The sequence below is a fragment of the Roseovarius atlanticus genome, from assembly GCF_001441615.1.
GTDB classification, from domain to species: Bacteria; Pseudomonadota; Alphaproteobacteria; order Rhodobacterales; family Rhodobacteraceae; genus Roseovarius; species Roseovarius atlanticus.
Genome location: NZ_LAXJ01000002.1, coordinates 444,869 through 457,850 on the forward strand (window position 1 = coordinate 444,869; position 12,982 = coordinate 457,850).

Sequence of the window (12,982 nt, forward strand, 5' to 3'; positions counted from 1 at the left end):
AGAAAGCGGCAGAAAGGTTGAATTATCGTTAAATCCGGCGGATTTTTGCCGGTCAGTCACCGCCGCGCCAGGGTGGCTCCCGCTTGTCGAAGAAGGCCGCGATTCCCGCCTGCGCCTCGTCGCCCGCCCAGCAGGCGCTCAGCGCCGCGATGGTGTCCTCGATCACGCCCTCGTCGATCCGCGGTCCCAGGCGGCGCACCAGCGCCTTGGCCTGCGCCACGGCCCCGGGCGCGCACGCCAGATACGGCGCGACCTCATCCTCGATCGCGTCGTCCAGAGCATCGCCCGGCACCGCCCGGGCCAGCAGGTCCATCCGCACCGCCTCAGCCGCATCGAACCGCCGGCCCGACATGAACACGCGCCGCGCCCGCGCCTCGCCCATGCGGGCCACCACGTAAGGCCCAATGGTGGCCGGGATCAGCCCCAGCCGCGTCTCGGTCAGCGCCATCTGCACGTTCTCGGCGCCCACCGCCACGTCGCAGACCGAGATCATGCCCAGCCCGCCGCCGAACGCATTGCCATGCACGCGCCCGATCAGCGGCTTGGGCAGCGTGTTCAGCGCCTGCAACATGTAGGCCAGCTTGCCCGCCTCCGTCGCGCGGGTCTCGGGATCGGCCTCGAACTGCTCACGCATCCAGCCAAGATCGCCGCCGGCACAGAATGTCCGGCCCTCGGCGGCCAGCACCACGACGCGCACGCCGTCATCCGCGCCCAGCGCGTCGGCGGCGGCGTGCAGCTCGGCGATCATCCGCGCCGACAGCGCGTTGTGCTTTTCCGCCCGGTCCAGCCACAGCGTCGCCACGCCGCGCGCATCCCGCTCGATCCTGATCGTGTCATACATCCGCTCTCTCCCCGCGCCAAAATTCTTCCAAGAATTTTGACAAGAATTTTCGAAAATTCTTGTCACCCGGCCCGCATCGCGCGCGCCATCTCCGCCGCCCGCGACAGAACCTCCCGGTCCAACCCCGTGGCATAGCCCAGCGCCACCAGCCGGTCATGCACCTTCTCGGTGGCCACGTTCCCCTTGGCGCCCGGCGCATAAGGACAGCCCCCCAAACCTCCGACGGCGGCGTCGAACACCCGCACCCCGTGCTGCAAAGACAACTCGATATTGTCCAGCGCCCGCCCGCCCGTGTCATGGTAGTGCCCGGCTAGCTTCTCCGCCGGAACACTCTGCATCACCGCCTTCAGCATGGCGTCGATGGTCTCGGGCGTGCCCTGCCCGACCGTGTCGCCCAAGCTGATCTCGTAGCATCCCATGTCGTAAAGCCGCCCCGCCACCTCGGCCACCCGCTCTGGCGCCACCGGCCCGTCATAAGGACAGTCCGTCACGCAGGACACATAGCCGCGCAAGGGCACGCCCACCTCCCGCGCCGCCTCCGCCACGGGAGCGAAGCGTTGCAAGCTCTCCTCGATGCTGGCGTTGATATTGGCCTTGGAAAACCCTTCCGAGGCCGACCCGAAAATCGCCACCTCGTGCGCTGCCGCCGCCATCGCGTCCTGAAACCCGCGCATATTGGGCGTCAGCGCCGCATAGCGCACCCCCGGCGCGCGAGTGATGCCCGCCAGCACCTCGGCCGAGCCGGCCATCTGCGGCACCCACTTTGGACTGACGAAGCTCGCCACCTCGATCCGGGAAAACCCCGCGCCGCTCAGGCAGTCGATCAGCGCCACCTTCTCGGCCACCGGAATCTCGCGCTTTTCGTTCTGCAACCCGTCGCGCGGGCCCACCTCGAATATCTCGACCCGTTCAGCCACGCGCGTCCTCCTCCGGCGCCGCATAGAACGCCTGTTCATAGATCCGCGCGCCATTCTCCTCCGGCAGCGCCGCCTGGTACGCCGCGCGCTCGCTCAGCCGCCCATACCACTTCGCCGTCTCTGGGAACCCCTCCAGCGTGGCGAAATGCTGCGCCATGTAAACCGCCTGCCCCACGGCGATATCGCAAGCCGAATAGCCGCCGGTCAGCAGGTAATCGCGGTTCTCCACCGGTGTGCTCAGCCGCGCCTCGATCGCGCCATAGCACTTGCGCAGCCGCGCCGCCTCCAGCCGCATCACCGTCGGGCTGCGCATGTGATCCTCGCGCAGCACGATATGCTGCTGGGTCAGGATCGCCACGTGCTGGCTGACGGTTTCCGCGAAATGCAACCACACCAGATACGCCATCCGGTCCATGTCGCCGGGCATCCGGCCCATCCCCCGCTCGGGGAAGGTCTCGCACAGGTATTCCATCATCGCGCCCGATTCGAACATCCGCTCGCCTTCGATCTCCAACGCGGGCACACGCCCCGCCGGCGACAGGCTCAGGAACTCGGGCTGCCGCAGGCTCTTGTCGAACGCGTGGGTCACCACGCGGAATTCCACGCCTTCCAGCTCGTTCAGCAGCCACAACACCCGCATCGAGCGGCTTTGCGGCACATGGTGCAGGACAATCACGCCATCGCCTCCTTGGTCAGCACCGGACGCGTCGCGTGCGCCGCGGGGCAGGTTCGCATCCAGCCGCACCACGCCGCCAGCGCGGGTCGTGCGGCGATCATCTCCTCCCCGTCCGGCACCATGCCAAAATAGTCCAGCATCGGCCACAGGTGACAGCTGGCCAGGTCCAAGACGCCGGGCCGCAGCACCATCCCTTCGGCGGCGATGCCCTCCAGCGCGTCCAGCACGCGCGGCGCGTTCGCCAAACCGTCCGCCAAAGCACCGGCATCGCCCGCCTCGCCTTCCAGCGCCGCGAAGACCCCGTTGGAAAACGCCTGCCGCACCAGCGGCCAATAGGCATAGCTGTCCGCGATCCCCATCACCTGCCGCATCCGCGCCACGCCCTCGGGTGCGCCCGGCACCATGCGCGGTTCCGGCGCGATGCCCTCCAGGTAATCGAGTATCGCCTGCGTTTCCCACAACCGGAAAGCCCCCGCCTCCAGCACCGGCACCCGTCCAAACGGGTGCAGCCGGGTCAGCGCCTCCGCACCCTCCCCGAACGGATCACATTCCACATAGTCATATTCCAACCCCTTCGCCGCCAGCACCATCCGCACGCTGCGCGTATAGACGCTGAAGCGATAGCCGGTCAGCCGCAGCCCCTCCGTCACGCCGCCGCCTCCGCATCCTCCTCCAGCCGGATCAGCGCCGCGCCGGCCTCCACCTGGCTGCCCGCCCCGGCCAGCACCTCGGCCACCACTCCGTCGCGCGGGGCCAGCAGGCTGTGCTCCATCTTCATCGCTTCCAACACGGCCAGCCGGTCGCCCTTGGCCACTTCCTGCCCGGCTTCGGCAAAGACCGCCTTGACCATGCCGGGCATCGGCGCCTCGATCACGCTGGCGTCGCCCGCGGCAAACTCGCCCCGCTCCAGCGGATCGAGGATGTCGAACCCGATCCCGTAACCCGCAAAGACCGTCACCAGGTCGCCCGTCACCGCCACCTCCGGCGCCAGCGCCCCGTCCAACTGCCAACGCCCGCCCACGCGGCGCGCCGTGACCAGCGCGTCTCCGACCTCCACGTCATGCGCCTCCGCCGACAGGCTTTGCACTTTTGCCTGCACCTCCTCGCCTTCGCGCCGCAGAACCACGCTCCGCCGCAAAGGCTGCCACAGGGCAAACCCCGTCTCCGGCCCGCCGCTCTCCAACAATCCAAGGCTCGCCAACGCCGCCAACGCCACCGTCGCGTCACTCACCTCCGGCGGCGCACTCAACGCCTCCAGGTCCCGCGCGATCAGCCCGGTATCCACCTCGCCGCGGCCGAACCCCTCATGCCGCGCCAGCGCGCCCAGAAAGGCCAGGTTCGTCACGGTCCCCGCCACCTGAGTCGCCTCCAGCGCCGCGCCCAGCCGTTGCAGCGCCACCGCCCGCGTCGGCCCGTGCGTGGTCAGCTTGGCGATCATCGGATCGTAATGCGGGGAAATCTCGTCGCCCGCCCGCACGCCGGTATCCGCCCGCGCTCCCTCGGGAAACACCAGATGCCGCAGCCGACCCGTCGCCGGCAGGAAGCCTTTCGGCACATCCTCTGCGTAAAGCCGCGCCTCAAAGGCATGGCCGTCGATTGACAACTCCTCCTGCCGTTTCGGCAACCCCTCGCCCGCGGCCACCCGCAACTGCCATTCAACAAGGTCCACCCCGGTGATCTCTTCCGTCACCGGATGCTCCACCTGCAACCGCGTGTTCATCTCCATGAACCAGAAGCCATCCGAGCGCAGCCCGCCCGAGCCGTCCACAATGAACTCCACCGTGCCCGCCCCGGCATATCCGATGGCCTCCGCCGCGCGCACGGCGGCCGCCCCCATGGCCTCGCGCACCTCCGGCGTCATACCCGGCGCCGGCGCTTCCTCGATCACCTTCTGGTGCCGCCGCTGCAACGAACAATCCCGCTCGAATAGATGCACGGCGCTCTGCCCATCGCCAAAGACCTGCACCTCGATATGCCGCGGCTGCTGGATATACTTCTCGATCAGAACCGCCTCGTTGCCAAAGGCCGTCTTCGCCTCGGCCTTGGCACTGTCCAGCGCCTCGGCAAAGCCCTTGGCGTCCTCGACCAGCCGCATCCCCTTGCCGCCGCCACCCGCCACGGCCTTGATCAGCACCGGATAGCCGATCTCCCCGGCCTTCTCGGCCAGGACCCCCGGATCCTGCTCCTCGCCATGATAGCCCGGCACCACCGGCACGCCCGCCTCGTGCATCAGCGCCTTGGCCGCATCCTTCAGCCCCATCGCCCGGATCGCCTTGGCCGACGGGCCTATAAAGGTCAGCCCCGCCGCCTCCACCGCCTCCACGAAATCCGGGTTCTCGCTCAGAAAGCCGTATCCCGGATGGATCGCCTGCGCGCCGCTCTCCAGCGCCGCGGCGATGATCTTCGCCCCGTCAAGGTAACTCTCCGCCGGCGCCGGCCCCCCGATATGCACAGCCGCATCCGCCAGCGCCACATGCCGCGCCGCCCGGTCGGCATCGGAATAGACCGCAACCGAGCGCACCCCCATGGCCCGCGCCGTCTCCATCACCCGACAGGCAATCTCGCCCCGGTTGGCAATCAGGATCGTGTCAAACATCTTCGGTCTCCAAACTCCGCGCCATCTCCTGCGTCGCCTCTTCTTCTGGCCAAAAATATTCCGGGGAGCGCGAGGGGCTGGCCCCTCGCCGGCACACCGGCCAGATCACATACGGAATACGCCAAACCGCGTCTCCTCCACCGGCGCATTCAGCGCCGCCCGCAACGACAGCGATAACACCGCCCGAGATTTCCGCGGATCGATGATCCCGTCATCCCAAAGCCGCGCACTGGCATAAAGCGGGTGGCTCTGCTCCTCGAACATATCCACCGTGGGCTGCTTGAACGCCGCTTCCTCGTCGGCGCTCCACGTCCCGCCCTTCCGCTCGATCGCGTCCCGCTTCACCGTGGCCAGCACGCCCGCCGCCTGCGCGCCGCCCATCACGCTGATCCGGCTGTTGGGCCAGGTCCACAGGAACCGCGGCTGGTACGCCCGTCCCGCCATGCCGTAATTCCCCGCGCCGAAAGAGCCGCCCACCAGCATCGTCACCTTGGGCACGCTCGTCGTCGCCACCGCCGTCACCATCTTGGCCCCGTGCCGCGCGATCCCCTCGTTTTCGTACCGGCGCCCCACCATGAACCCGGTGATGTTCTGCAGGAACACCAGCGGCACCTTGCGCTGGCTGCACAGTTCCACGAAATGCGCGCCCTTCTGCGCCGCCTCGGAAAACAGCACGCCATTATTGGCGACAATCCCCACCGGGCAGCCTTCCACATGGGCAAACCCGGTCACCAGCGTTTCCCCGAACCGCGCCTTGAACTCGTCGAAGCGGCTGCCATCCACCAGCCGCGCGATCACCTCGCGGATGTCATAGGGCGTGCGCAGATCCCCCGGCACCACGCCCAGGATCTCCTCCGGGTCATAGGCCGGCTCTTCCGGTGTCTCCATCCGTAGGGTGGGTGAAAACCCACCTCCCACCGACGCCACCGCCCGCCGCGCCAGCGCCAGCGCGTGCGCATCATCCTCGGCCAGGTAATCCGCCACGCCGCTCAGGCGCGTATGCACATCTCCCCCGCCCAGGTCCTCGGCCGTCACGTCCTCGCCCGTCGCCGCCTTCACCAGCGGCGGGCCGGCCAGAAAGATCGTCCCCTGGTCCCGCACGATGATCGTCACGTCGCTCATCGCGGGCACATACGCGCCCCCGGCGGTGCACGACCCCATGACGACAGCGATCTGCGCGATGCCTTTGGCGCTCAACCGCGCCTGGTTGTAGAAAATCCGCCCGAAATGATCCCGATCCGGGAACACCTCGTCCTGGTTGGGCAGGTTCGCCCCGCCCGAATCCACCAGGTAGATGCAGGGCAAACGGCACTCCTCGGCGATCTCCTGCGCTCGAAGGTGCTTTTTCACCGTCATCGGATAATACGTACCACCCTTCACCGTGGCGTCGTTGCACACCACCATGCAGTCGCGCCCCTGCACGCGCCCCACGCCCGCGATCACCCCTGCACAGGGCGCCGCCCCGTCGTAAAGCCCGTGCGCCGCCACCGCGCCTACCTCCAGAAACGGGCTGCCCGGGTCCAGCAGGTTCGCCACCCGCTCCCGGGGCGGCATCTTGCCCCGGCTCTTGTGGCGCTCCCGCGCGGCCGCGCCGCCGCCCTCGGCCGCGGCCCGCGCGGCCTCTTCCACCACCGCCAGCGCCGTCAGATGCGCCTCTCGGTTGGCCTGGAACTCCGCCGATCCGGTCAGAATTTTCGAGGCAATCTTCATGCGCCCGCTCCTTTCGAATTCCCCTTCGCCGCCGCAGCGCAGCAGGCAGGCGCCCCTTGGCGCCCCATCAACTTTCCGCCGCGATTTTGACTTGCATCAAGGCGGGTTAGAGATCCTGCGCGCATAATGGCGCCACACAAGACAGAAGTGGACAGACCATGAAACATCTCACCGCCCTCGCACTCGCAGCACTCACCGCCACCACCGCCCCGGCCCTCGCGCAGGAGCGCGGCGACGTGACTTTCGGCATCGGCCTCGCCGGCGTCATCCCCGAAAGCGGCAACGGCGTGCTCGCCGGCCCGACGCCCATCGACGTCGACAACGGCTACTCGCTGCAGCTCACCGGCGAATACTTCATCGCCGACAATCTCGGGATCGAGCTTCTGGCCGCATGGCCCTTCGCCCATGACATCGACTCCGGCGGCACCCGGATCGGCAAGGTCAAGCACCTGCCGCCGACGCTCTCGCTGCAATATCACTTCACCAATCAGTCCAAGATCACGCCCTTCATCGGTGCGGGGATCAACTATACCACCTTCACCGAAGACAAGGCCGTCGGCCCGCTCGCCGGCAACGACCTCGACCTCGACGACAGCTGGGGCCTCGCGCTCCATGCCGGCCTTGACTACAAGGTCTCGGACAAAGGCGCGCTGCGCACGGATGTGCGCTGGATCAACATCGAAAGCGACGTGAAGCTGAACGGCGTGAACATCGGCAAGGCCAAGATCAACCCGTGGGTCTTTGGCGTGTCCTACGTCCACACGTTCTGAACCGTCCCGGCGAACCGAAACCCAGGCGGGGCGGGCCTTCGGGCCGGCCCCGTTTTCATATGCGGCATGAAAGGCTGGCGTCATTCTTCCGGCCTCATCCTGGGGCGCACCGGGTCGGGCGCGGCGATCCAGCCCGCCTCGAACGCGGGCGGCACCATGTCCTGATGTCGCGCCACCTGCCACGCAATCACCGCCGCGCGCAGCCGCCCGTTGGCCTCGCGGGCCCGGCACCACATTTCCATCCGGGGGCTGTGCCCGGCACAATCCTGCCCCGCCGACATCCCGTGCGCCAGGTGGAAGAGCTGCTCGTAAAGCACCTCTGCAAAAGGCTTTTCCGCCTCCGCTTCTTCGCTTTCGTTCGGCTCCGGCAATTCGGTCAGCACCTTCGCGCGCCAGATATCCTGCTCCACCGCCAGCGCCTTCTGACAGCCCAGCGGTTCCTCGGACCGGTCGCAGATCACGATACCCACGGTGCCGCAAAACTCCACGCCGCTCACATTGGCCAGCGGATAGCCCGCCTTCTCCGCCGGGGTCGGCGCAAACGCGTCCACCGCCTGCTCATAGCGCAGGATCTCGCCGCGCAGGCAGGTCGCAAAATCCGGCAGCGTCTGCTCCTCGGCCAGTGCCGCGGCGGGCCACAGGGCCGCCTGCGCCAGCATCAGGGTCAGGTCGCGCCGCCACGCCATGGCTACAATCCTCCACGCATGTCGCGCAGTTCCAGCGACCGCTGCGCCGTCATCCGCATCAGGCAGGACGCCGCCGCGACCGACCGGATCGTGCCGCCCCGGTTGCGCTCATAGGCCAAGCTGCATTCGGCGTCGCGAAAGGCGATCCACGCCCGCTGCGCTGTCAAAAGTGCCTCGGACACAGGTGGTTGACCGGTATCGAACTGATCCACCTGCGCCCGCGTCGCCTTGTATTCCCGGTTGAGTAACGTGTCCCACACGGCCGTCTCGGCCTGAAGGCAGGCAACGATTCCGATGGTCGAGGACCCACCCGGCTGGGCCTGGCACTGGTTGGCCGCATCGCCCACGCAGCCCGGCACCCCCGCATCGCGAGGGGCACCGTTGAAACAGGCCTCGACCGTACCCTGGTTCACGCTCGCGTCCTGCGCCTGCGCCGCCCCCGAAAGGCTACCCATTGCGATCATTGCAATCGCCAAACCTTTGTTGATCATGCAACTTCCTCCGTTTCCGCCACGGCCCGCGCCTTCAATTCCTTGCGGATCACCTTGCCCGTCACCGTCATGGGCAAGGCCTCCAAGAACGTCACTTCCCGAGGATAAGAATACCCCGCAAGCCGTTCTTTCACATGGGTTTTCAGCGCCTCGGCCAAGACCTCATCCGCCGTCACGCCGGACCGCACCACCACATAGGCCTTCACGATCTCGGTGCGCAAAGCGTCGGGCTTGCCCACCACGCCCACCGTTGCCACCGCGTCGTGGGTCAGCAGGCAATCCTCGATCTCCGCCGGCCCGATCCGGTAGCCGGAACTGGTGATCACGTCGTCCTCGCGCCCGACGAAGCGCAGGAACTCCCCGTCCCACACGCCCCTGTCCCCGGTCAGCATCCAGTCGCCCCGGAACTTCTCGGCGGTCTGCTCGGGCCGGTTCCAGTATTCCAGCATCATGCTGGCCGATCCCCGCCGGACCGCCACATCGCCTTCCTCGTCCGTGGGCTGCCCGTCACGGTCCAGCACCGCCACCTCGTGCCCCGGCACCACCTTGCCGATGCAGCCGGGCTTGGGCGCGAACAGGCTCTGACAACTTGCGGCCACAAGGTTGCACTCGGTTTGCCCGTAGAACTCGTTGATCGTCAGCCCGAACGCCTTGCGCCCCCAGTCCAGCATCTCGGCCCCCAGCGGCTCGCCCCCGCTCGCGACCGTGCGCAAGCCCTCGATACGCTCGTCGGCGGCCTTCAGCATCCGCAAGGCCGTGGGCGGGAAAAAGATATTCCGAACAGCGCCCTGCCGGATGATCTTCACGCACTCCTCGACGTTGAATTTCGGCAAGCGCGCCGCCACAACAGGCACGCCCAAGGCAAGCCCCGGCATCAGGATGTTGAACAGCCCGCCGATCCAGGCCCAGTCTGCCGGCGTCCACAGGCAATCGCCCTCGTGCTGGCCCAGGAAATCATGCGGCATCTCGACGCCCGGCAGGTGCCCGGTCAGCACCCGGTGCCCGTGCAGCGCGCCCTTGGGACTGCCGGTCGTGCCGCTGGTATAGATCAGCACGGCGGGGTCGTCCGGTGCGGTCTCTGCGGTCTCGAACGCGCCTTGCTCCGGCAGGTCCGCATCCTCCGGCACGAAGGCTTCCACCTCCGGCAGAACCGAAAGCATATCAACACCTTCGGCGTCGGTGATCACGATCTTCGCGCCCGCGTCCCGCACCCGGCTGGTCAGCGCATCCTCCCGGAACAGCTTAAACAGCGGGATCGACACCGCCCCGATCTTCCAGATCGCGATATGCGCGGCGGCGCACCATCCCCCCTGGCTGCGCAGCACGCCCACCCGGTCGCCCCGCGCGACGCCTTTCGCCACCAGCACATGCGCCAGCCGGTCCGCCATGTCGCGCAGGTTGCCATAGCTCAGGTCGCGGTGCATCTCCGCCAGGTCCTTGATCGCCACGCGGTCCGGTTCTCGCGCCGCCCAGTCGTCACAGACCTGCGCCGCCATGTTCAGCCGCGCCGGCAGATCCCAGGAAAACCCGGCCTTCAACTCATCATATGGCTTTTCCGTCAGCATGTTACGCGCCCTTCTTCACCTCGCGCCGGTCGGTCACCTTCCCGAACCTGTCCACGAAATACTCCACCCGTGCCGCGGCCCCCTCGCAGGTCACCACCAGCCACAGCCCGCTCGATTGCGCCGGCGTGGCCTGGCAATCGCTGCGCGCCGCACCCGCCCCGGCCTCGGCCACGTACCTGTCCGCCACCGCCTCGATCACCGCCGTCTCGGTCGTGGTCACCGACCGTCCGCCCAGTAACAGCGCAATGACCGCGCCCAAGCAGACCAGCGCCAGCAGCGGGATGAAAAACCACGGAGCGCGCCCGAATCGCATGGCCTATGCCATCGCCCCCATCAACTCGCGCCCGATTAGCATCCGCCGGATCTCGGACGTGCCCGCCCCGATCTCCATCAGCTTGGCATCGCGGAAAATCCGCGCGACTGCCGCATCGTTCAGAAAGCCCGCACCGCCCATCGCCTGCACCGCCTGGTGCGCCTGCACCATCGCCTGCTCGGACGCATACAGGCAACAGGCCGCCGCGTCCTGCCGCGTCACCTCGCCCCGGTCACACGCCTTGGCCACCTCGTAGACATAGGCCCGGGCCGAATTCATCGCCGTGTACATGTCGGCGATCTTGCCCTGCATCAGCTGGAAATTCCCAATGGGTTGCCCGAACTGCTTGCGCTCGGCCATGTAGGGCATGATCTCATCCAGGCAGGCCGCCATGATCCCCAGGCCGATGCCGGCCAGCACCACGCGCTCGTAATCCAGCCCCGACATCAGGACCTTCACGCCCTTTCCTTCCTCGCCCAGCACGTTGTCGAACGGCACTTCCACGTCGTCAAAGATCAGCTCGGCCGTATTGCTGCCCCGCATCCCCAGCTTGTCGAAATGCGCGCTGGTCGAAAACCCGGTCATCGCCCTCTCGATCAGGAAGGCGGTGATTCCCTTGGCGCCCGCCTCGGGTTCGGTCTTGGCATAGACCACCAGCGTGTCGGCATCCGGGCCATTGGTGATCCAGTACTTGTTGCCGTTCAGGCGATAATGATCGTTGCGCTTTTCCGCGCGCAGGCTCATCGACACCACGTCGCTGCCCGCGCCCGCCTCGGACATGGCCAGCGCGCCGACGTGTTCGCCCGAGATCAGCCCCGGCAGGTACTTCGCCCGCTGTTCGTCGCTGCCGTTCAGCTTGATCTGGTTCACGCACAGGTTGGAATGCGCGCCATAGCTCAGCGACACGCTGGCCGAGGCCCGCGCCACTTCCTCCACCGCGACCACGTGCGCAAGGTACCCCATGCCCACCCCGCCATGCTCTTCGGGCACGGTGATTCCCAACAGGCCCAGCTCGCCCATCTCGGTCCACAGCTCGGAGGGAAATTCATTCGTGCGGTCGATCTCGGCGGCCAGCGGCTTGACGCGCTCCTGCGCCCAGCGATGCACCATCTCGCGCAGGGCATGAACGTCCTCACCCAGGTCGAACTTCATCACCGCGTCGAACATCTGCGCCTCTCCCGGCATTTATTGAACACTTGTTCATTTATAGACCGCACCCGCCGCGTCGTCAATCCCGCCGCACCGGCCCGGAACCGATTCCACGCACCACGTGTTGGCCCTCTGACACCCAGTTTAGCAAAGGAGACATCTGATGTCCGACGATCTGAAAGAAACCCTGTGGAAGCGCCTCGACGACCTTCAGGCCGGGATGCTCTCCTCGTCCAGCGCCCCGCCGCGCCCGATGGCCCCCACGATCACCGCCGATGACCACGCCATCTGGTTCGTGACCGCCAAGGGCACCGATATCGCCGATGCCGCCGCCAAGGCCGAGGCCTGCAAATTCATTGCCGCCTGCCCCAGCGCGCATCTCTACGCCGATATCGACGGCGCGCTGTCGGTCGAGACCAGCGAGGCCAAGCTTGACGAGATCTGGTCGCCCATGGCCGCCGTCTGGTTCGAGGATGGCCGCCAGGACGACGACATCGTCCTCGTGTGTATGCGTCCGAAAAAGGCCGCCGTCTGGGCCACCGACGGCAACGCCAAGTCGCTGTTCGAGTTCGCCCGCGCCTCGCTTTCGGGCGACACGCCCGACGTGGGCACCCACGGCACGGTCGCATTCTGATGCGCCGCGCGCTTTTCGGGGCCGCCTTGCTGGCGGTCCCCCTGATCTCGCCCGCCCGCGCCGAGCAGGTGGGCGAGATCGGCGTCGACTGGGCCGGCAACGACATCATCGTCGAGGCGATCGAGGATCCCAACGTTCAGGGCGTCACCTGCCACCTGGCCTATTTCGAGCGCGGCCTGATCGACCGGCTGGCGAATGGCAATTGGTTCGAGGACCCCTCCAACAGCGCCATCGAATGCCAGCAAACCGGCCCGATCACCATCGGTGACATCGACCGGTCCGAGGAGGGCGAGGACGTGTTTCGCGCCAGCCGTTCGATCATCTTCAAGACGCTGCGGGTGAAACGCATCTATGACGCCGACCGCCACACGCTGGTCTACATCTCGCACGGGCGCGAGCTGTCCCAAGGCTCGGCCAAGGTTTCCATCTCCACCGTCCCGGTTCCCACCGACAGCCGCCCCGATCCGGCGCCCGACTGAGCCCGCAGCCGCCGCCCGGCCCAGCACCCCCGGGTCCCACCTTCACTGTTCCAAAAATACTCAAGGCGCGACATCCGCCGTCGCGCCGACCGCCCGCCAGTCCGGGACGATCCGCGCGGTGCCTTCATCTGAACCGTCTGACACTGGCACCGACG

14 protein-coding genes are annotated in these 12,982 nt (G+C 67.3%); 3 read left to right on the forward strand and 11 right to left on the reverse strand.

The genetic code is table 11. From position 1 onward, the window contains the following. Nucleotides 1-52: 52 nt before the first annotated feature. The 6 genes from XM53_RS02480 to XM53_RS02505 form a co-directional block, all read right to left on the reverse strand. Complete coding sequence (locus tag XM53_RS02480) at nt 53-841, reverse strand: crotonase/enoyl-CoA hydratase family protein (protein WP_057789903.1); 789 nt, start codon at nt 839-841, stop codon at nt 53-55. A 62-nt stretch (nt 842-903) separates the two neighbouring features. Next, nucleotides 904-1,758 (reverse strand): hydroxymethylglutaryl-CoA lyase, encoded by an 855-nt coding sequence (locus XM53_RS02485; RefSeq protein ID WP_057789905.1) that lies wholly within the window; start codon nt 1,756-1,758, stop codon nt 904-906. Beyond that, nucleotides 1,751-2,434: a glutathione S-transferase family protein gene (locus XM53_RS02490; RefSeq protein ID WP_057789907.1), complete on the reverse strand. Its 684-nt coding sequence runs from the start codon at nt 2,432-2,434 to the stop codon at nt 1,751-1,753. Before XM53_RS02490 ends, XM53_RS02485 begins: the two co-directional genes overlap by 8 nt. Further along, the gene (locus XM53_RS02495; RefSeq protein WP_057789909.1) at nt 2,431-3,084 is read right to left on the reverse strand and encodes a glutathione S-transferase family protein; all 654 of its coding nucleotides are present in this window, start codon (nt 3,082-3,084) and stop codon (nt 2,431-2,433) included. The genes XM53_RS02490 and XM53_RS02495 overlap by 4 nt, the downstream gene beginning before the upstream one ends. Next, nucleotides 3,081-5,030 carry an acetyl/propionyl/methylcrotonyl-CoA carboxylase subunit alpha gene (locus tag XM53_RS02500; RefSeq protein ID WP_057789911.1) on the reverse strand — a complete coding sequence of 650 codons (1,950 nt, stop codon included), beginning with the start codon at nt 5,028-5,030 and terminating at the stop codon, nt 3,081-3,083. The genes XM53_RS02495 and XM53_RS02500 overlap by 4 nt, the downstream gene beginning before the upstream one ends. A 105-nt stretch (nt 5,031-5,135) precedes the next feature. After that, nucleotides 5,136-6,740, reverse strand: coding sequence for a carboxyl transferase domain-containing protein (locus XM53_RS02505; protein WP_057789912.1), 1,605 nt, complete (start codon nt 6,738-6,740; stop codon nt 5,136-5,138). Nucleotides 6,741-6,898: 158 nt separating this feature from the next. On the opposite strand from XM53_RS02505, the gene XM53_RS02510 reads away from it, so the two are divergent. Beyond that, nucleotides 6,899-7,510 carry an OmpW/AlkL family protein gene (locus tag XM53_RS02510; RefSeq protein ID WP_057789914.1) on the forward strand — a complete coding sequence of 204 codons (612 nt, stop codon included), beginning with the start codon at nt 6,899-6,901 and terminating at the stop codon, nt 7,508-7,510. 80 nt (nt 7,511-7,590) lie between these two features. Here XM53_RS02510 and XM53_RS02515 read toward each other — a convergent pair whose 3' ends face one another. The 5 genes from XM53_RS02515 to XM53_RS02535 are packed head-to-tail and all read right to left on the reverse strand — an operon-like array spanning nt 7,591 to nt 11,732. Beyond that, nucleotides 7,591-8,196 (reverse strand): hypothetical protein, encoded by a 606-nt coding sequence (locus tag XM53_RS02515; RefSeq protein WP_057789916.1) that lies wholly within the window; start codon nt 8,194-8,196, stop codon nt 7,591-7,593. A 2-nt stretch (nt 8,197-8,198) separates the two neighbouring features. Continuing rightward, entirely contained in the window at nt 8,199-8,687 is a 489-nt protein-coding gene (locus XM53_RS02520; RefSeq protein WP_057789918.1) for a lysozyme inhibitor LprI family protein, read from the reverse strand. Beyond that, on the reverse strand, nt 8,684-10,252 hold the full coding sequence (locus tag XM53_RS02525; protein WP_057789920.1) for an AMP-binding protein: 1,569 nt from the start codon (nt 10,250-10,252) through the stop codon (nt 8,684-8,686). The genes XM53_RS02520 and XM53_RS02525 overlap by 4 nt, the downstream gene beginning before the upstream one ends. 1 nt (nt 10,253) lies before the next feature. Continuing rightward, nucleotides 10,254-10,565, reverse strand: a complete 312-nt coding sequence (locus XM53_RS02530; RefSeq protein ID WP_057789922.1) for a hypothetical protein — start codon at nt 10,563-10,565, stop codon at nt 10,254-10,256. A 3-nt stretch (nt 10,566-10,568) separates the two neighbouring features. Further along, complete coding sequence (locus XM53_RS02535) at nt 10,569-11,732, reverse strand: isovaleryl-CoA dehydrogenase (RefSeq protein ID WP_057790323.1); 1,164 nt, start codon at nt 11,730-11,732, stop codon at nt 10,569-10,571. A 145-nt stretch (nt 11,733-11,877) separates the two neighbouring features. Between XM53_RS02535 and XM53_RS02540 the strand changes: the two genes are divergently transcribed. Then, nucleotides 11,878-12,348 (forward strand): pyridoxamine 5'-phosphate oxidase family protein, encoded by a 471-nt coding sequence (locus XM53_RS02540; protein WP_057789923.1) that lies wholly within the window; start codon nt 11,878-11,880, stop codon nt 12,346-12,348. Continuing rightward, a complete protein-coding gene (locus tag XM53_RS02545) occupies nt 12,348-12,827 on the forward strand; it encodes a CreA family protein (protein ID WP_057789925.1) in 480 nt (159 codons plus the stop codon). The genes XM53_RS02540 and XM53_RS02545 overlap by 1 nt, the downstream gene beginning before the upstream one ends. Nucleotides 12,828-12,982: the final 155 nt, after the last annotated feature.

Excerpts from the sequence above, each read along its gene's own strand:
- XM53_RS02480 (WP_057789903.1), bottom strand. The coding sequence starts at position 841 with ATGTATGACACGATCAGGATCGAGCGGGATGCGCGCGGCGTGGCGACG.
- XM53_RS02500 (WP_057789911.1), bottom strand. The coding sequence starts at position 5,030 with ATGTTTGACACGATCCTGATTGCCAACCGGGGCGAGATTGCCTGTCGG.
- XM53_RS02505 (WP_057789912.1), bottom strand. The coding sequence starts at position 6,740 with ATGAAGATTGCCTCGAAAATTCTGACCGGATCGGCGGAGTTCCAGGCC.
- XM53_RS02510 (WP_057789914.1), top strand. The coding sequence starts at position 6,899 with ATGAAACATCTCACCGCCCTCGCACTCGCAGCACTCACCGCCACCACC.
- XM53_RS02515 (WP_057789916.1), bottom strand. The coding sequence starts at position 8,196 with ATGGCGTGGCGGCGCGACCTGACCCTGATGCTGGCGCAGGCGGCCCTG.
- XM53_RS02520 (WP_057789918.1), bottom strand. The coding sequence starts at position 8,687 with ATGATCAACAAAGGTTTGGCGATTGCAATGATCGCAATGGGTAGCCTT.
- XM53_RS02525 (WP_057789920.1), bottom strand. The coding sequence starts at position 10,252 with ATGCTGACGGAAAAGCCATATGATGAGTTGAAGGCCGGGTTTTCCTGG.
- XM53_RS02530 (WP_057789922.1), bottom strand. The coding sequence starts at position 10,565 with ATGCGATTCGGGCGCGCTCCGTGGTTTTTCATCCCGCTGCTGGCGCTG.
- XM53_RS02535 (WP_057790323.1), bottom strand. The coding sequence starts at position 11,732 with ATGTTCGACGCGGTGATGAAGTTCGACCTGGGTGAGGACGTTCATGCC.
- XM53_RS02540 (WP_057789923.1), top strand. The coding sequence starts at position 11,878 with ATGTCCGACGATCTGAAAGAAACCCTGTGGAAGCGCCTCGACGACCTT.
- XM53_RS02545 (WP_057789925.1), top strand. The coding sequence starts at position 12,348 with ATGCGCCGCGCGCTTTTCGGGGCCGCCTTGCTGGCGGTCCCCCTGATC.